We start from the raw sequence: 17600 nt of genomic DNA, 5'->3' as shown, positions 1-17600 counted from the left end.
CGATCGCCTGGTGAATCAAAACCGTTGGGAGCCAACATTTCCATCGATATTTGGAACACCGACGGACCCATTTCGTCCTTGGGTATCCGGTTCGGCCGTCGGCCCCCGCGGGCGTCGATGCGTGATCAGGCGTGGCGGAACACCGGGATACGCGGTGCCGTGGATCAGGCGATTCCGGCCACGTTCACCAGGTGCGTGATCTTATCCCGCACGAGCTGGTTCTGGTGTCGGAGCAGCGTCCGCAGGATGGCATGGACATCGCCGTCGAATCGAAGATCTTCCGGGCTCGATTCGGCCGCCCGCCCGAGCGCCAGGGTGGCCGCGGCGATATCTCCCTGCAGGGTGTACGCGGTGGCCAGAATGATGAAATAGCGGGTTCGCCGCCCGATCGGCAGCATGTCGAGTCGATGGACGGTGGCGGCGGAGTCCATCACCTGCTGGATATCGCGACGGGACAGGGCGATCTCCATCCGGGTCAGCTCGACTTCACAGGTGCCGAATCCGATGCCCAGTATCCGTCGGTCGTCGCCCACCCGCCGGGCGCGCACCTGGGCAGCCGCGAGCAGTCGCGCGGCTTCGGCAAGATCGGTTCGTGCGGCGGCCTCGGCCGCCAGGAGCTCGAGCGCGCCACGCACGACATCGGTATCGAGCGTGCCGTCGTCCGGTAGGTCGCGCCGCGCGGTCGCCAGTGCGAAGGTGTGTGCATGGCGGTCCTCTCCCATCTGTAGTAGCGCGCTGGCCCAGTGCCAGCCGCCTGCGGCGAGAAGATGCGGATGTCCGATCGTGCGGGCGAGTAGGCGTGCCCGGTCGGCGGCAATCGCCGCGAGGTGGTGCGCCCCCAGCTGGGTGAGTACCTCGCGGGTCAGGTGATAGGCGCGGGGCAGGGACAACTCCGCGGACCCGGTTCCCAGGCGCTGGTTCCAGCAGCGCCCGGCCGCGAGAAGATGCGGTAGCCGCAGGGCCAGTTGCGAGTAACGACGGGGCGAATCCGCCCATATCGCCGCGCAGTCGGCGACCTCGTCCGCCAGCCAGTGATGGTTCCTCCGGTCCGCGCTCGGTCCGGCCGCGCTGTCGGCGGCGGTGACCGGGTGCGCGAGCACTATCGGTTCGAGTGCCTCGATGAGCTGTCCGGCCGGATCGGTGTGGTGTCCCGTCTCGCGCACGGGTAGCTCGATCAGGTCTCGGAAATCGGGTATTTGAAGGACTTCGGCCAAGCGGAGGATCATCTCGACACTGTCGAGCCGTAATCGTCCGGTTTCGATCAGTCGGAGCCACTCCTCGCTGCGGCCGACCATTTCGGCGAGCAGGCGGCGGGGCATCCGGTGTAGCCGCCTGCGCATCTCGATCCGCTCGCCGACCGTGAGCGGGCGATGCCGGGGCGTGTGAGGGGCTGCGGTTTCCGGTCGCACGGCATTCTCCATCGCTCGGCGAGCGGACGCGAACGAAGTGGTGCTGAGTCGCCTCGGCTCGGTCGTCGCAAATCTTCGGAAAGATCATTATGAACGGCATCGATACTCTTCCGTGAGCGATGTGCTCGATCTTGCTCGAGGGAGAAAGCTATTCTCTGGCATGCATTTACGAATTCAAGCACGTTTGTTCGTGCACGCCGCCGAGGCGTCCTCCCTGCAGTCGCCGCGGCAAGGTGTGCCAGGAAGTTCACCTATTGTGACCCGGCGCCGGCGCGGCGAGGGGGCGCCCGGTTCCGGAACGAGGGCAGTTCAACGGGGGTGGTGGTACGAAAAGCGAAATCCTGTTCGTGCTTCGGCGAGTGTGTCCCGAAAATCGGAATCCTCTGATATTTGCTGATGGAAACTGTATTTGTCCGGGATTGTCAGGCCGGACTTCTGCCCGGGGTATTCGGCTGAGGATGGTGATTGCTGATGTCCGCAGTTTTCTCGAAAGGGAAGGGTTTGCCGGCGGCCGCGGTGCGGGCGCGGGTGCCCGTCCATCTGGAGCGCGGCGTTCCGGTCTGTGCGGACCTGGTCTCGTTCGACGGACTCATCGACGGACGCGAGCACCTGGCTGTCGTCTTCCCTGGACCGACCGCGCCGAGATCCGTGCCGCCGCTGGTCAGGGTGCACAGCGAATGTTTGACCGGCGACTCGCTCGGCTGCTGCCGGTGCTGATGCGGGCCGCAGCTGGACGAGGCGATCGGCCTGCTCTCCGAACGCGGCGGCGTGCAGCTGTATCTGCGCCAGGAAGGCCGGGGGATAGGCCTCTATCTCAAACTGGACGCTTATCTGCTGCAGGACGCGAACGTGGACACCTACCGGGCGAATCGGCTACTCGGCCGTGGTGCCGACGAGCGCGACTATCGCGTAGCGGCGCAAATGCTCTTCGCCCTGGGAATCTCCGCTGTGGAACTGCTGACGAACAATGTCGACAAGGTGGAGCAGCTCGGTGCTCAGGGCATCGAAATCGTCGATGTGGTGCGGTCCGTGGCCGCGCTGTCGTGCGGCAGCGACGATCGTGCCGCAGCGGGGCGAGGCACTCAGCGGTCGCGTCGGACAACGAGGTCGGTCAGCGCTATGAGGTCGTCGGCGATCACCTGATCCGGCAGGGCCGCGATGGCGGCCTCCGCCTGCCGTGCGGCGAATCGGCGCGTCTGCTGTTCGATCCCGGCGTCGGACATGAGCGCCGCGATCCGCGCCGCGTCCGCCGAAGTGATCGTGGTGTCGGAGTGGTAGAGCCGGGTCAGCTCCCGGGCTGCGGCGGTGGAGGTACCGGACTCGAGCGCGGCGGCGACCGGATACGACCATTTCCGGGCGATCAGGTCGTTGCCGGCCGTTTTACCGGTGACCGCGGGGTCGCCCCAGATGCCGAGCAGATCATCGACGACCTGGAAGGCCAGGCCGAGAGTGCTGCCGAAGGCGTCGAAGGCGGCCATCGTCGCGGGGTCCGCCTCCGCGACCGACGCGCCCAGCGTGCAGGCGGCGCCCATCAGGGCTCCGGTTTTTCCGGTCGCCATCGCCAGGTATTCCGATACTTTCACCGTGGTGCGGCCGTCGAACGCGCAGTCGACGCACTGTCCCCGACACAGTTCGGCCACCACCGACTCCAGGCGCGTAACCGCGGCGGCGGCCTGATCTCCCGGTAGTTCACGGGCCAGCACCTGGATGCCGCCGGCGTGTAATGCGTCGCCCAGACAGATCGCCGCCGGAACCCCCCACTGGGCCCATACGGTGGGTCGCCCCCGCCGGATGCGATCTGTGTCCAGCACGTCGTCGTGCACCAGGCTGAAGTTGTGCATCAGCTCGATGGCCACCGCCATCGGTGCGGCGGCATCCGGGGCGGCACCACAGGCCTCGGCCGCGGCTGTCGTGAGGCCGGCCCGCAACCCTTTACCCCAGCCGGTATCCGTCGCGTTTCCCTCGGCATCACACCAGCCGAAATGGTAGTTCGCCATCCGGTCCAGCGGAGCGGGAAGCATATCCAGCGCGGTCCGCAGACCCGGCTCGGTGAGCCGGCGGGCTCGGGTGAGGACCGCGGTGGCGCGTGCGGCACTTGTCATGGACTGGGTCATCGGCGGCCGTACCTTTCTCGATGCGCCCGGAAAGGGTTCGGCTGGGCGCGCGCTGTCGCCGGGAGCGATATCGGAGGATCTCCGTATCCGCTCCGGGCGCGGAACCGGTATCGCTATCGAGGGTTACCGCTCGGGTCCAAGTACGGAACGGCGACGCGCGCATGCTCCCCATGCGCCGGGCACATGATCGTCCCGCGCCGCGGACCCCTACGAACCGTTGGGTCCTGCCGGCGGGGGGTGCCGCATTCCCGATGTGCATTCCCATCATGCGTCAGGTGGTCTTCCGAGCCGGCCCATTGCGAGTGAGCCTGGAGAGGACCGATCCACACCTACGAGTGACGTTGCGGCAGTGGTATTCCCGAGTCCGACGGCACCCGCATGCAGAGGAATCCGAGCAATGCGCTTCATCGAAACCGCCTCCGATCGGGTGACCCCGCCGGGCGAAATCGGCGCCACCGACCGTGGCGTTGAGCGGAACCGGGATGGGTGGGGACCGGACCGCACTGCCGAGGAGTGCCCGAGATGAGCAGAGACGAACAAGCGCCGGTGCGCGGCGAAGACCGCGGCTGCCCTGGCACGGGTGCCCTCGCGGTGGCATACCCGAACATGGCGCTGGTCAAGTACTGGGGTAAACGCGACGAAGAGCTGGTCCTGCCGGTGACCGGCAGCCTGTCGATGACGCTCGACATTTTTCCCACCACTACGCGGGTGACGCTCCGGCCGCGCGCCGCGACGGATTCCGTGCGGCTCAACGGCCGGCGCGCCGAGGCGGGGGCCCGGGTACGAGTCGAACGGTTTCTCGACCTCGTCCGGGACCTGGCCGGACGCTCCGAACGCGCCCGGGTGATCACCGAGAACACCGTCCCCACCGGCGCCGGCCTGGCGTCCTCGGCCAGTGGTTTCGCCGCACTCGCGGCGGCCGCGTCGGCCGCGTACGGATTGCGGCTCGATCGGCGGACGCTGTCCCGGTTGGCGCGCCGCGGCTCCGGGTCGGCCTGCCGGTCGATCTTCGGCGGATTCGTCCTCTGGCACGCGGGAACCGGATTCGGGGCGGTGGGTGACGAGAGTTGCTACGCCGAACCGTTGCGCTCCGCCATCGATCCCGCCATGGTCGTCGCCATCGTCGACGCGGGACCGAAAGCCCTGCCCAGTCGTACAGCGATGCGTCAGACCATCGCGACCTCACCGCTGTACCGGTCCTGGGCCCGGGCCAACAGCGCCGCACTCGAGCAGATACAGGCCGCACTGTGTGCGGGCGACCTGACCGAGATAGGCGCGATCGCCGAACAGAACGCCCTCGGGTTACACGCCACCATGCTGGCCGCGCGACCGTCCATCCGCTACGTGGCACCCCGATCGCTGAGCATTCTGGATCGCGTCGACCGGATACGGGCGGAGGGCATTCCCGCGTACGCCACGATCGACGCCGGCCCGAATGTCGCGGTGCTCTGCTCCCGGCAGGACTCCGACCGAGTGGTGGCGGCCTTGCGCGATGTGGACGGTGTGGCGGCATTACACGTCGCACACCGGGGTCCGGGCGTCACTGTCTCCGGTCCGGACCGATGACTGCGGTCCGTCCCGGATCCGCGCCACCGAAAGGACATCATGAACGAACCACCGTCGATCGGCGACCGCAAAGACGAGCACGTACGGTATGCGACCGAACAGCATCGTCGAGGGTTCGCCGGCAATGACTTCGACCGCGTCAACTTCCTCCATCACGCCTTGGCCGGCATCGACCGCGCCGATGTGGACCTGACCTGTGAAGTCGCCGGAATGCGCTGGCCCGCACCGTTGTACATCAACGGAATGACGGGTGGGAGCAGCCGGACCGGATCGATCAACCGCCGGTTGGCCGTCGCGGCCGCCGAAACCGGGCTACCCATCGGATCGGGTTCGATGAGTGCTTATCTTCGCGACGAGTCGGTCGCCGATACGTACCTCGCGCTACGGCAGGAGAATCCGCGCGGCATCGTTATGGCGAACGTCAACGCGGCGACGCCCGTCGACGAAGTACGCCGTGCCGTGGACCTGCTCGAAGCCGACGCCGTACAGATACATCTCAACTCCGTGCAGGAGATCGTGATGCCCGAGGGGGACCGGGACTTCTCGGGATGGCCGCGGCAGATCGAGGCCGTCGCCACACGTATCGACGTGCCGGTGATCGTGAAGGAGGTGGGGTTCGGCCTCAGCGCGAAAACCATAGCGCTACTCAGAGATCTGGGGGTCGCGGTGGCCGATGTCGGTGGCCGCGGCGGAACCGACTTCGCCCGGATCGAGAACAAACGCCGTGCCGGCGAGGACTTCGACTTCCTCGCGGGCTGGGGCCAGTCGACGCCGTGCTGTCTCCTCGATGCCGCCCCACTGCACGGGATCGATATCATCGCTTCGGGCGGTATCCGGTCCGCTCTGGATACCGCCAGGGCCCTGGCGTTGGGGGCGCGCGCGACCGGTGTGGCCGGCGCCTTCCTGACGATCCTGCTGGACCGCGGGCCGGATGCGTTGATCACAGCCATCCGTGGCTGGCTGGGCCAGCTCACCTCGATCATGACCGTACTCGGGGCGCGTACGCCGCAGGACCTCACCCGCGCAGATCTCGCCATCACGGGAGACGTGGCGCAATTCTGCCGCGCGATGGGAATCCGCCCGACGGCATACAGCCGCCGCAGCGTGGCACCGTGCACGGAACAGCACGCCGGCCCTCGTTCCGCCGCGCCGCCCGAGTACGTGGCCACTGCACTCGACACCCCGACCGGAAGACGGTGAGTTCCGCTATGGACATCGACGAACACGCGACCATCCCACTCGCCTGGGTGGGACCCGTCCGGATCACCGGCAATGCCGCGACGGATGAACTCGACGTACCCCTGGCCACGTTCGAAACACCGCTGTGGCCGTCGGTGCGCCGCGGCGCGCGGCTGTCGCGCTCCGTCGAACAGGGCATCCGGGTCACCGTTATCGACGATCGGATGAGCCGATCGGTGCTACTCGAAGCCGATCACGCCGGCGCCGCGTACCGGGTGACACAGCAGCTGCACGGCCGCTTCGAGGAACTACGCAACGCGGTCACGATGACCAGCCGTTACGCGGATCTGATCGATATGCACCACCAGGTCGCCGGGAACCTGCTGTTCCTCCGTTTCGAATTCACCACCGGCGACGCCGCCGGGCACAATATGACGACGCAGGCCGGGGACCGGCTCCTCACCTGGATCCTCGCCGAGTACCCCGAGCTCCACTACGGCTCGGTATCAGGGAACTTCTGTACCGACAAGAAGACCAGCGCCGTGAACGGGATCCTCGGCCGGGGTAAGAACGCGGTCGCCGAGATCATCGTGCCGCGGCGCGAGGTGGACCGGCGATTACACACCACCGCCGAGCGAATCGCCACCCTCAACACCCGGAAGAATCTGCTCGGCACCGTACTGGCCGGCGGCGTCCGCACCGCCAACGCCCACTACGCGAATATGCTGCTCGCCTTCTACCTCGCCACCGGTCAGGACGCGGCGAATATCGTCGAAGGGTCGCAGGGGATCACCTACGCCGAGGACCGCGACGGCGACCTCTATTTCTCCTGCACCGTGCCCAATCTCGTCGTCGGGACCGTGGGCAATGGGAAACATCACCCGTTCGTCGACGATGCCCTGCGCCGTCTCGGCTGCCGCGAACCCCGGCCCGCGGGGGAGAACGCGCGCCGGTTGGCCGCGATCGCGGCGGCGGTGGTGCTGTGCGGTGAATTGTCGCTGCTCGCCGCCCTGACCAGCCCCGGCGAGCTCATGCGAGCGCATACCCGGCTCGAACGCCACAGCGCATGAGCGCAGCGACAGGAGGAACAATGACCACAGCGATCGGGATCCACGATCTGTCCCTCGCCACCACGCATTACGTCCTCGAGCACGCCGCCTTGGCCGAGGCCCAGGGTACGGACGGTGCCAAGTACCGGAGCGGTATCGGGCAGGAGGCGATGAGCATTCCCGCTCTCGACGAGGATATCGTCACCCTCGCGGCGAGTGCCGCGGCCCCGATTCTCGCCCGGCACGGCCGGGCGGAACCGAGCACCGTGCTGCTCGCGACCGAGTCGGGGGTCGATCAGTCGAAATCGGCGGGACTGTATCTGCATTCGCTATTGGATCTGCCGCGCTGTACCCGGATGGTCGAACTCAAACAGGCCTGTTATGCGGCCACCGCGGCACTCCAGTTCGCCGTGGGGCTCGTCGCGCGGGACCCGGCGCAGCAGATACTCGTCATCGCCACCGATATCGCCCGCTACGACCTCGATACACCCGCCGAGGCCACCCAGGGGGCCGGCGCCGTCGCGTTCCTGGTCGCCGCCGATCCCGCCATCGCCGCACTGGACCCGGTCTCGGGCCTCTATTCCGACGATGTGAACGACTTCTGGCGACCGAACTACCGCGGCACGCCGATCGTGGACGGGAAGCTCTCGGTTCATGCCTATCTCACCGCGACCGAGCACGCGTTCGCCCACTACCGCAGCGGCGGTGGCCGCGACCTCGACCGGTTCGCCGCGTTCTGCTACCACCAGCCGTTCACCGAGATGGCGTACAAAGCGCACCGGCATCTGCTGGAGAGCCAGGGCGAGGTCGCGACTCGTGAAGCGCTCGCCGAGAAACTCGCGCCCACCACCCACTACAACCGGGTGATCGGCAACAGCTACACAGCCTCCCTCTACCTGGCCCTGGCCTCCCTTCTCGACCACGGCGGCGACCTCACCGGGAAACCGGTGGCAATGCTCAGCTACGGATCGGGCTCGGTCGCCGAATTCTTCTCCGCGGTACCGGTTCCGGGCTATCGGCGGCAGCTGCGCACCACGGACAACCGGCAGACCATCGACGCCCGCAAACCCGTCGGCTACCACCGGTATCGCGAGCTGTACCACGCCTACTCGGCGCTCGGGAAGGGCGGCGATCGCACGCTACCGGTGGAGACCGGCGCACCGTTCCGCTTGGCCGCGATCGACGGTCACCAGCGGATCTACGAGGCCCGGTGAACCCGGGAACCCGGAAGGAGGATTCCATGCGGCACCACACCGCCGGGCCCGCGCCGATCGCCCTGACCGCCATCGGCACCCACCTCCCCGGTAAGCGGCTGCGGAACGCGGAGGCCGCGCCATCGCTGGCCGTGACCGAGGAGTTCTTGAACACCAAGATCGGCATCACGGCCCGTGCCGTGAAGGAACCCGGCCAACGGGCCAGTGACCTGTGCGCCGCGGCATTCGCCGATTTGTGCGGCCGTATCCGGATCGACCCCGCCGCGATCCAACTCTGCTGCGTCGTCACCCAGAACCCGGATATGCCAATACCACATACCGCCGCGATCCTGCACGAGAAACTCGGACTGGCGAAACAGTGCATGACCTTCGATCTGTCCCAGGGCTGCGCCGGATACACCCACGGGCTGGCCGTGGTGACCGCCCTCGCCGACCGCTTCGGCTTCGACCACGCGCTGCTGTTCACCTGTGATCCGTACAGCGAAATCGTCGACCCGCACGACCGGGACACGGCCCTGTTGTTCGGCGACGGCGCCACCGTCTCATACTGCGCCACCGGTGCCGGGGGATACCGGATTGTCGATGCCGATTTCGGTACCGTCCCGGGCACCTCGTCGTTGATCAGGTCCGATACCGATCGCCTGGCGATGCAGGGTCGCGGCGTATTCCTGAACGCGGCCCGGGAAGGTCCTGCGAGCATCCGCCGGGTGCTCGAGCGCAACGATCTCACGATCGGTGATATCCGCGTGTTCCTCGTACACCCGGGTTCCAAACGCATTGTCGACACGCTGCGTGACGACCTCGAAGTCGACGAGAGCCGGCTTCCCTTCGAGATCGCCGAATACGGCAACACGGTCTCGTCTTCCATCCCCCTGATGCTCGCCGCCCGCCTCGGGCAGCGGCCGCCTACCGACATCGTGCTCAGCGGTTTCGGGGTGGGCTTTTCCTGGGGGACCTGTCTGATCCGTGCCACCGAAAAGGAGAAGTAGATGACCACCGCACGAGATATCGCCGAACTGATGACGGATTTCGATGTGGATCTCGACGCGCTGCGCGCCGATCTCCCCCTCGAAGACCAGGGTGTCGACTCGATGGATATGAGCGCGCTGCTGGTCCGTATCGAACGCGCCTTCCACGTCGAGATCTCCGACGCCGAGGCCGAAAGTCTGCGGTCACTGGACGATCTGGCGATGCGGGTGAACCACGATCGTTCCTGACCGTTCAGGCCGGGCGCGCGCAGCGATCCGGCCGCTCGAACACGGAGGTCGGCCGTGAACAGTGCCGAAGCACTTGTGCGCCCACCGCATTCCCGGGCCGGTCGCGGGAGCCGGCGATGATCACCCGCCGTGCGCCGGGCAAACTGTTCGTCGCCGGTGAATACGCCGTGCTCCGGCCCGCCAATCCAGCGGTCCTCGTCGCATTGGACCGCTATGTGGCCGTCACGATCGCCGAGAGTCCGTCCGATACGACGGTGCTTTCTTCGGATCTCGGCGGCGGGAGCACGATGCGGTGCACGCGCCGCTCCGGGCGCCTCGTACCCGTATCCGGCCGAGACCCGGGACTTTTCGGGTTCGTCCTCGCGGCCGTGGGGGTGGTCGAACGGCTCCTGGCCGAATCGGGTGGGCAACCAAGCTCTTTCCGGCTGACCGCCAGGGGGGAGGGCATGACCGAAGGCGGGCACAAGCTGGGCTTCGGTTCCAGCGCCGCGGTGACGGTGGCCACGGTCGACGCGCTGGCCGCGTTCTATCGACTACACCTCGGCCGCACCGACCGGTACCGGCTGGCAATGCTGGCCTCTCTCGCGGTCGGCCCGAACGGTTCCGGTGGCGATATCGCCGCGTCCACCTGGGGCGGGTGGGTCGCCTACCGCAGTCCGGACCGGCACCGCGTACGGGAATTCGTTCGGGGTGGATCGGTCACCGCGGCATTGCGCGCACCGTGGCCGGGTTTCTCGGTGCGCACGATACCGCCGCCCGAACGGGTCGGCCTGCTGGTCGGGTGGACCGGCCGGCCCGCTTCGACACCGGCGCTCACCGCACGAACCGGGGACCGGCACCACCGGATCGACGCCTGCCCCGGATTCCTCTCGGATAGCAGCAACGCCGTCGAACACCTGGTGAACGCATTGGCTGACGACGATGTGTATGCCGTCGGCCACGGAATACGCCGGGCACGAGAACTTCTCTACGCGCTCGACGCGACGACCGGCCTCGGCATCCGGACAGGTCACCTTGATGTGCTGTGCACCGAAGCGGAGCGCGCCGGGGCGGCCGCGAAGCCATCGGGCGCCGGTGGCGGCGACTGCGGCATCGCTGTCCTGGACAGCGAGCGCCCCGCGGTGGCCGCCGAGGTGACCCGTCGCTGGCTTGCCGCCGGTATCCGGCCCGTGCCGGTAGGGGTCCACCCCGGTGCGGAATACGAGCGGTGAGCCTTTGCCGCGGTCCCGGGGGCCGTCCGGGCCCATGCCTGTCCTGGCGGGACTCGGGCATGGGCGCGGCGGCGAATCGAGAGAATTCAGATCACGGACACCCGGCGATAAGGATGTCCATCGCCGGGAGTGCCACGGCCTCATTGTTCCCGGTTGTCCAGGTGTCTACGTAACGCGTCGAGCGGGCCGTCCCAGTCCCGCGCCATCGCGGCCAGGAATTGCTGCGCAACCTGCATGGGCGCGGAATCGAGGCGGTACCGGATGCGCCGCCGCTCCCCGGGTTCCGCGATCACCAGGCCCGCCTCCGACAGCAGGGCCAGGTGTTTGGCGATCGCCTGTCGGCTGATGGGCAGTCGATCGGCGAGATCGGTCGCGGTGGCCGGGCCGCCGGCGGCGAGCGTGGCAAGGACCGAGCGCCTGCTGGGATCGGCGAGCGCGACGAAGACCCGTTCCGCGATGATTTCCTGGTCAGGCTGCATCGAGGTACTGGACGAGTTCGGCGAGTTCGCTGGCCCAGCCGTCGGTGTTGCCGCCGAAGGCGATGCGGTGTTCGTCCTCGGGCAGTTGCGCGAAACCGGTCTCCACCACGGTGAGCCGCGTGCCCGCGCCGACGGGTTCGAGAGTGAACTCGACATAGGTGCGTCGCGGATCGTCCTCGGACAATCCGAAGATCTGCCAGGTGAATCCGAAGATGCTCGGCTCCTCCACCCGCTCCACTCGCATATTCGCGGTATGCCCGCCCTCCCACGTCATCCACGCCGCGCCGCCGGGACGCAGGTCGATCGTCGCCGTATTGCCGAACCAGGAACCGAGCCCTTCGGCGGTGGTGAGTGCGGCCCAGACCTTGGCGGGTGGATGTGCGAGTTCCATGGTGCGGGCGATCTGATCGGGGAATCCCATTGCATACTCCTTTATGGCAACCAGTTGATTGCGATAAATACTATTGCAACTGTTCGGTTGCGTCAAGGGCTGCTCGGTTCTCCATGAACCGAGTACTGACTTCGGTATGCCGCCCGGGCAGCGCACTGCGCCCAGGGCCTGTCGCGGGCACTCTGTGGCCGGGGAAACAGCAGATCGACCAGTCTTCCGCCGGCCGGGGGTACTCGAACTGCTGGACGTGCTCGACGACTACGCCTACCCGGTGCCGGTGAACTGTGAGCCGTCGTACGCCGCGTCGCCGCTCCCGGTCCGGTCGTCGATCCGCCGCCCTACCGGCGCAGCCAGATCTTCCCCGGACCCCGGCATCTGCTCGTCCACTTCGATCACATCGCCGATCGTGACGGCCCGGGACCATCGCGGGGGGAGAGACGATTCTGCACGGGTGAACCGCGCGCCGGCGCACAGTTGGGTTCCGATACCGCAACGCGCGGCGCGCGCATCCTCGACCGCCCTTCTCCGCGCCTACACTCGCCCGAATGCATCGACCGATCACTCGGGAAGCCTGAGCGCATGCGGGGCATCGACTTCGGTGGGTTCGCGCGGCTCGCGACAGGGGCGATGGCGTCGACCGTCCGTATCGGATCCGCCACCGCGCTGGTCGCCCCAGCGCTCGTGGGCCCGGCGGTCGGGCCGGTACGCGACTGGGCCCGGGTCGTACTCGGCGGTCCACCGCGCAGGGGCACCGACGAGGTGGGCGTCGACCCGGCGTGGGCGTCCGGACGCAGGCTGCACATCGATCTCGACCGGACCTTGCTGGGGACGAACGGCACTGCCGGGCCCGCGGAGCTCGCACGGCTGGTCGCCGGGAGGCCCGGTGTCGTATCCGCGCACGTCGAGGCTGTACTCGGACGGTTGGTGATCGAACTGGCGGAGACGGCGGATCCGGACGAGGTCCGCGCGACCATCCGCCCCGCGGCCGACCTGCCGAGTGCCGGGCAGGAGGAACCGGGAACGCGATACCGCGGGCTGGTCACCGATCCCGGGGACCCATTGGCGGTCGCGGTTCCGGTGGTGGCCGCGGTGGCCGATGTTCTGGCGATCGGTACCTCGGTGATCGGCCGGCTGGGCCGGTTTCCCCCGGCACCACGGGCCGCTCGGGCCGCCGCGGCGGTGATCAACCATCAGCCACGGATCGTCGCGCTGCTGGAGTCGAAGCTCGGACGGGCCGGTACCGATCTGCTGACGAGTATGTTCTCCGCTACCGCGCACGGGCTCGGCCTGGCGCCCGCCGCGCCGCTACTGGATCTCGTCGCGCGAACCGCCCAGATCTCCGAGGCACTGGCGCGCCGGCAGACCTGGTGTGAGCGCGAACCCGGCCTCGCGGCCGCTACCCGGCCGCGCGGGCCGGCGCCCGCGACGATCTTCGCGGCGGAGCAGGCCGGTTCCGAACCCCGCCCCGCGCCCGAGGACACGGCCGCCGCCGGTCCGGTCGAGGAGTACGCCGAACAAGCCGCGAACGGATCGCTCATGGCGGCCGCGGGCACCCTGCTCGGGGGCGGTACCGCCGACGATATCGCCGATACGCTGCTGGCCGGCATACCGAAAGCGGCGCATATGGGCCGGGAGGCGTACGCACTCGTCCTCGGCCGGGGATTGGCCAAGGCGGGCTCATTGGTGCTGGACCCGGGGGTGTTGCGCCGGCTCGATCGGGTGCGGGTGGTCGTCATCGACGGTGCGGCATTGCGTGGCGATACCCGGGCCGTGCTCGATGTCGAAGTCTGCGCACCGGGATGGCACCGGGGACGGATCTTCGAGATCGCCGACGCCCTGCTGCACGGTGAACAGATCCCCGCCTCCGCCGACGAGATCGGTTTCGACAGTGTCACTCTGCGATGGCACGAACCTGCGGCTGCCACCATGCCGGGGACCGACCGCGCCGACCTGCTCGCGGATGGCGCGATGGTCGCCACCGTGACGATCGGATGGGAGCTCGACCCCTGCGCCGTTCCGCTGATCGAGACCGCCCGGCGTACCGGTGCGCGGGTGGTGCTGCGCAATACAGGTGGCACCGAAGAACTCGGCGCTTCGGTCACCGCCGCGTACGACCCCGGCACCGGCCTGCTCGACCTCGTCCGGGAACTGCGCGCCGACCGTGGCCCGGTACTGCTGATCTCGTCGCTGCATCCGGACGCCGATGCGGTGGACACCCTGGCCGCGCTGGCGCTCGCCGATATCGGGGTCGCCGTCGACGATCCCGCGGCCGCGGCACCGTGGACCGCCGACCTCGTCACCGGCGCCGACCTCGCCGATGCCGTCCGAGTGCTCGCGGCCGTCGTGGCCGCGCGCCCGGCGATCGACACCGCCGTGCGCCTGGCCAAGGCGGGCAGCACATTGGCGGGCCTGCTCGTGGTGACCGGGGAGACCGGCCGGCGGAGCCGACTCGGGCTGGGACAGTGGATCGCTCCGGTCGACGCGGCAGGCGCGACCGCCTGGATCTTGTGCGGGCTGGCCGCGCAGCGGGTGGTGCGATCACCGGACCCGCCGCCGCAACCACTCACCGCCTGGCATGCGCTCGACCCCGCCATCGTGTACGCGCGCGTCCTCCGCGGCCGGCGGGCCGCGATTCCGAACCCCGCGCCGGGTTGGCGGCGGAAGGTTTCCGTCCTGTCGTACAGCGTGGTGGGCGAACGACTGCGCGTACCCGCGGCACTGCTGGGCCGGCTGGCCGGGGCGGCCCGCCGGGAACTGAGCGATCCGCTCACCCCGGTTCTCGCCATCGGAGCCGCGGCCGCCGCGATCCTGGGCAGCAATATCGATGCGCTGCTGGTCGCGGGGGTGATGAGTGTCAACGCACTGGTCAGCGGTATCCAGCGGCTGCGGGCCGAGGATGCCGCGGCGGCCCTGTTCGCCGAACAGGAACAGGCTGTCCGCCGGGTCGTCGTTCCGCGAGCGGCCGCCGAGAACCGGCTGGAGGCGGCGCGGACCTCGGACCGGGTCAGCGTCGTCTCCGCGACCCGGCTGCGGCCAGGCGATGTCCTGGAGCTGCGGGCACCGGAGGTGGTACCGGCCGATGCCCGGCTGCTGATCGCCCAGGATCTCGAGGTCGACGAGTCGTCGATGACCGGTGAGTCGGTGCCGGTGCTCAAACACGTCGAGCCGGTGGCCGGCCACGCCGCGGAACGCGCCAGCATGTTGTTCCAGGGCAGCACGATAGTCGCCGGTCGGGCCCGCGCCATCGTCGTGGCCACCGGTCCGGCCACGGTCGCGAATCGCGCGATCTCCACGGTGTCCGGCGTGGCACCGGCCAGCGGGGTCCAGGGCAGGCTGCGTGATCTCACCGGCCGGGTGCTGCCGCTCACGCTGGCCGGTGGCGCGGTGGTCACCGGGTTGTCGCTGGTGCGCCGGGGACCGCTGCGCCGGGCGGTGGCCGACGGGGTGGCCATCGCCGTGGCGGCGGTCCCGGAGGGGCTACCGCTGGTGGCGACCATGGCTCAGCTGGCTGCCGCCCGCCGGCTGTCGAAACTGGGGGTGCTGGTCCGGGCGCCTCGGGCGTTGGAGGCCATCGGCCGCGTCGACACCGTCTGCTTCGACAAGACGGGCACGCTGACACTGAACCGGCTCGCCGTCGTGACGGCGGTGCCACCGGATTTCCCACCGGGTGGCGACTATCCGGCGATTACCGACCCACCCGCCGCCGCGGTGGTGCGGGCGGCCGGATGGGCGTGCCCCCGGCCGCATACAGGTGAGGGGCACACCCATGCCACGGACGAGGCCGTCCTCACCGCGGCCGCCCGCCTGCCGGGTGCCGGTCCCGACCCGATCGTGCTCGCCGAGCTGCCCTTCGAATCCTGCCGCGGTTACGCCGCGGCCGTCATCGTCGACGGCGACGGCGGACCCGGCACCTCGGCGCGGTTGGTGCTCAAGGGGGCTCCGGAGGTGATCGTGCCACGCTGCCGGTTCGACAACGGATCCGCGGGCCGGGCCGCGGCGGATGCGCTCGTGCATCACCTGGCGGATCAGGGCCTGCGGGTGCTCGCCGTCGCCCAGTGCGAACTCGACTCCGGGCGGGACGGGACAGGTTTCGATCAGGATCGGATCGAGGAACTGGCCAACGATCTGACCATCACCGGCTACGTCGGTCTCGCCGATACCGTCCGCGATTCGGCGCGCCCCCTCCTGCAGCAATTGGCCACTGCCCGCTGCGCCGTCGCGCTGATCACCGGGGATCACCCCGTCACCGCCCGGGCCATCGCGCGCCAACTCGGTTTCCCGGCCGACGCCCGGGTCGTCACCGGTGCCGAACTGGCCACCGCCGACGAGAACGGCCGCGCCGAACTGGCGGCCTCGGCCCAGGTTTTCGCACGGGTCGGTCCAGAACAGAAGGTGCAGGTGATCGCGGCCCTGCAGCAGTGTGGGCGGGTGGTCGCCATGGTCGGTGACGGCGCCAACGACGCCGCGGCGATCCGGATGGCCGATGCCGGTATCGGGGTCACCGGGCGCGGTTCCTCACCCGCCCGCGAAGCCGCCGATCTGGTCTTGACCGGTGAGAACCTCACCGCACTGCTCGACGCTCTCGTCGAAGGCCGCAATATGTGGATCGGTGTCCGCGATGCCCTGACCCTGTTGCTCGGCGGTAATGCGGGCGAAGTGGTGTTCACCGTTCTCGGCACCGCCCTCGGTCGCGGCGGCGCTCCGGTGAGTACCCGGCAGCTCCTACTGGTCAACCTGCTCACCGATATGTTCCCGGCGCTCGCCATCGCTGTGTCACCGCCGAGTCCTTCGGCCACGGGGGCGCCGGCTGCGGCGGGCGCCGGCTATCCGGATTCGGTCCTGGCCGCACCCGCTCCCTCGCTCGGCCGTCCGCTGATCGAGGCGATTGTCCGTCGTGGTGCGGCCACCGCCGCCGCGGCGACCACCGCGTGGATGATCGGCCGGTGGACGCCGGGTACCCGGCGGCGCTCCGCGACCATGGGGTTGACGGCGCTGGTCGGCGCTCAACTCGCCCAGACGCTGGTGCTGCGGCACGACGATCCGGTCGTGGTGGCCACGGCGGTCGGTAGCGCGGCGGTGCTCGTGGCCGTCGTCGAAATACCCGGCGTCAGCCAGTTCTTCGGGTGCACGCCGCTGGGCCCGGTGGCCTGGGCCGGAGTGCTCACGGCGGTCACCGGGGCCACCGCGCTGGTCGTGCTCTCCCCGGCATGGTTCGCCCGGCGCACCGAGGAACTGATCGATCGTGTCGACCGGTTGCCTTCCACCCCTCCGGAGCGAGATCATCGATATCGTCACGCTCGCTGTCATACCGCTCCGCGCACGCCGGAGCGGACAGAACCGGTAGTTCTCGATGACGAGAGGATCGTGTCCCGTGCCCGCACAAAGTAAAGCGAACAGTACCGGCTCGGCCGCCGCGGCCGACGCCGGCGAAGCGACCCGCGAGAAAACCTCCGGGTCCCCGGAGAAACCGGACGGGCAGCCCGGCGCCGACACCGCACCCGCGGCGACGCTGGCACTGCCCTTTCTCGATGCGAAGATCGCGATTCCCGGCCAGGGCATCAAGATGAAGGCAGGACCGGTCGAACTGTCCCTGCCCACCCGCTATCTGTACTACGGCGGGCTCGGTGCGCTCACCGTCGCGGGAGCGGTCGAGTGGCCCATCGCGGGTGCGCTCGCGGCGACCGGGTTGATCGTCGGCCGCTTGCGGAAATCCTCCCGGCCCGAGCCCGTGGGCGCCGACACGGCCACCACATAGCGGCCCGGGGGAGCCC

Annotated in this window: 13 protein-coding genes and 2 pseudogenes; 10 read left to right on the top strand and 5 right to left on the bottom strand. The window is 68.9% G+C overall.

Annotated elements, in window-relative coordinates:
• Positions 1-164: 164 nt before the first annotated feature.
• The gene (locus NGR01S_RS04830; protein ID WP_169811863.1) at positions 165-1340 is read right to left on the bottom strand and encodes a hypothetical protein; all 1176 of its coding nucleotides are present in this window, start codon (positions 1338-1340) and stop codon (positions 165-167) included.
• Positions 1341-1880: 540 nt separating this feature from the next.
• Here NGR01S_RS04830 and ribA point away from each other — a divergent pair.
• Positions 1881-2552: pseudogene (ribA, locus tag NGR01S_RS29965) on the top strand (GTP cyclohydrolase II RibA).
• Here the strand turns inward: ribA and NGR01S_RS04815 are convergent.
• Positions 2492-3511, bottom strand: a complete 1020-nt coding sequence (locus tag NGR01S_RS04815) for a polyprenyl synthetase family protein (RefSeq protein WP_245664430.1) — start codon at positions 3509-3511, stop codon at positions 2492-2494. The pseudogene ribA and the gene NGR01S_RS04815 sit on opposite strands and share 61 nt — an antisense overlap.
• A gap of 534 nt (positions 3512-4045) precedes the next feature.
• On the opposite strand from NGR01S_RS04815, the gene mvaD reads away from it, so the two are divergent.
• The 7 genes from mvaD to NGR01S_RS04780 all read left to right on the top strand — a co-directional run bounded on the left by mvaD (position 4046) and on the right by NGR01S_RS04780 (position 10959).
• The gene (gene mvaD / locus NGR01S_RS04810) at positions 4046-5089 is read left to right on the top strand and encodes a diphosphomevalonate decarboxylase (protein ID WP_063035001.1); all 1044 of its coding nucleotides are present in this window, start codon (positions 4046-4048) and stop codon (positions 5087-5089) included.
• Between the two features lie 39 nt (positions 5090-5128).
• Positions 5129-6289, top strand: a complete 1161-nt coding sequence (gene fni / locus NGR01S_RS04805) for a type 2 isopentenyl-diphosphate Delta-isomerase (RefSeq protein WP_084480362.1) — start codon at positions 5129-5131, stop codon at positions 6287-6289.
• Between the two features lie 8 nt (positions 6290-6297).
• Positions 6298-7338, top strand: coding sequence for a hydroxymethylglutaryl-coenzyme A reductase family protein (locus NGR01S_RS04800; RefSeq protein WP_063034891.1), 1041 nt, complete (start codon positions 6298-6300; stop codon positions 7336-7338).
• Between the two features lie 20 nt (positions 7339-7358).
• On the top strand, positions 7359-8531 hold the full coding sequence (locus tag NGR01S_RS04795) for a hydroxymethylglutaryl-CoA synthase (protein WP_063034890.1): 1173 nt from the start codon (positions 7359-7361) through the stop codon (positions 8529-8531).
• A 26-nt stretch (positions 8532-8557) separates the two neighbouring features.
• Positions 8558-9520, top strand: a complete 963-nt coding sequence (locus NGR01S_RS04790; protein WP_157107113.1) for a ketoacyl-ACP synthase III — start codon at positions 8558-8560, stop codon at positions 9518-9520.
• Positions 9521-9748, top strand: coding sequence for an acyl carrier protein (locus NGR01S_RS04785; RefSeq protein WP_063034888.1), 228 nt, complete (start codon positions 9521-9523; stop codon positions 9746-9748).
• A gap of 116 nt (positions 9749-9864) precedes the next feature.
• Positions 9865-10959 (top strand): phosphomevalonate kinase, encoded by a 1095-nt coding sequence (locus NGR01S_RS04780; protein ID WP_063034887.1) that lies wholly within the window; start codon positions 9865-9867, stop codon positions 10957-10959.
• Positions 10960-11099: 140 nt separating this feature from the next.
• On the opposite strand, the gene NGR01S_RS04775 is transcribed toward NGR01S_RS04780, so the two are convergent.
• The 3 genes from NGR01S_RS04775 to NGR01S_RS32785 form a co-directional block, all read right to left on the bottom strand.
• Positions 11100-11438: an ArsR/SmtB family transcription factor gene (locus NGR01S_RS04775; RefSeq protein WP_063034886.1), complete on the bottom strand. Its 339-nt coding sequence runs from the start codon at positions 11436-11438 to the stop codon at positions 11100-11102.
• Positions 11428-11859 carry an SRPBCC domain-containing protein gene (locus tag NGR01S_RS04770; protein WP_063034885.1) on the bottom strand — a complete coding sequence of 144 codons (432 nt, stop codon included), beginning with the start codon at positions 11857-11859 and terminating at the stop codon, positions 11428-11430. The genes NGR01S_RS04775 and NGR01S_RS04770 overlap by 11 nt, the downstream gene beginning before the upstream one ends.
• A gap of 234 nt (positions 11860-12093) precedes the next feature.
• Positions 12094-12225, bottom strand: coding sequence for a hypothetical protein (locus tag NGR01S_RS32785; protein WP_281179703.1), 132 nt, complete (start codon positions 12223-12225; stop codon positions 12094-12096).
• Between the two features lie 183 nt (positions 12226-12408).
• Here NGR01S_RS32785 and NGR01S_RS04765 point away from each other — a divergent pair.
• Positions 12409-17040, top strand: a pseudogene (locus NGR01S_RS04765) (cation-translocating P-type ATPase); the annotation flags it as partial.
• Positions 17041-17200: 160 nt separating this feature from the next.
• Complete coding sequence (locus tag NGR01S_RS04760) at positions 17201-17584, top strand: hypothetical protein (RefSeq protein WP_063034883.1); 384 nt, start codon at positions 17201-17203, stop codon at positions 17582-17584.
• The last annotated feature ends 16 nt before the right edge of the window (positions 17585-17600 follow it).

Origin of the sequence: Nocardia grenadensis NBRC 108939 (assembly GCF_001613445.1) — a bacterium.
Taxonomy (GTDB): domain Bacteria; phylum Actinomycetota; class Actinomycetes; order Mycobacteriales; family Mycobacteriaceae; genus Nocardia; species Nocardia grenadensis.
The sequence above is the reverse complement of the archived record's forward strand: the minus strand, read 5'-3'. Positions and strand labels throughout refer to the sequence as shown.

Coding starts and splice junctions, on each gene's coding strand:
- NGR01S_RS04815 (WP_245664430.1), bottom strand. CDS start 3,511: ATGACAAGTGCCGCACGCGCCACCGCGGTCCTCACCCGAGCCCGCCGG.
- fni (WP_084480362.1), top strand. CDS start 5,129: ATGAACGAACCACCGTCGATCGGCGACCGCAAAGACGAGCACGTACGG.
- NGR01S_RS04830 (WP_169811863.1), bottom strand. CDS start 1,340: ATGCGCAGGCGGCTACACCGGATGCCCCGCCGCCTGCTCGCCGAAATG.
- mvaD (WP_063035001.1), top strand. CDS start 4,046: ATGAGCAGAGACGAACAAGCGCCGGTGCGCGGCGAAGACCGCGGCTGC.
- NGR01S_RS04800 (WP_063034891.1), top strand. CDS start 6,298: ATGGACATCGACGAACACGCGACCATCCCACTCGCCTGGGTGGGACCC.
- NGR01S_RS04795 (WP_063034890.1), top strand. CDS start 7,359: ATGACCACAGCGATCGGGATCCACGATCTGTCCCTCGCCACCACGCAT.
- NGR01S_RS04790 (WP_157107113.1), top strand. CDS start 8,558: ATGCGGCACCACACCGCCGGGCCCGCGCCGATCGCCCTGACCGCCATC.
- NGR01S_RS04770 (WP_063034885.1), bottom strand. CDS start 11,859: ATGGGATTCCCCGATCAGATCGCCCGCACCATGGAACTCGCACATCCA.
- NGR01S_RS04785 (WP_063034888.1), top strand. CDS start 9,521: ATGACCACCGCACGAGATATCGCCGAACTGATGACGGATTTCGATGTG.
- NGR01S_RS04780 (WP_063034887.1), top strand. CDS start 9,865: ATGATCACCCGCCGTGCGCCGGGCAAACTGTTCGTCGCCGGTGAATAC.
- NGR01S_RS04775 (WP_063034886.1), bottom strand. CDS start 11,438: ATGCAGCCTGACCAGGAAATCATCGCGGAACGGGTCTTCGTCGCGCTC.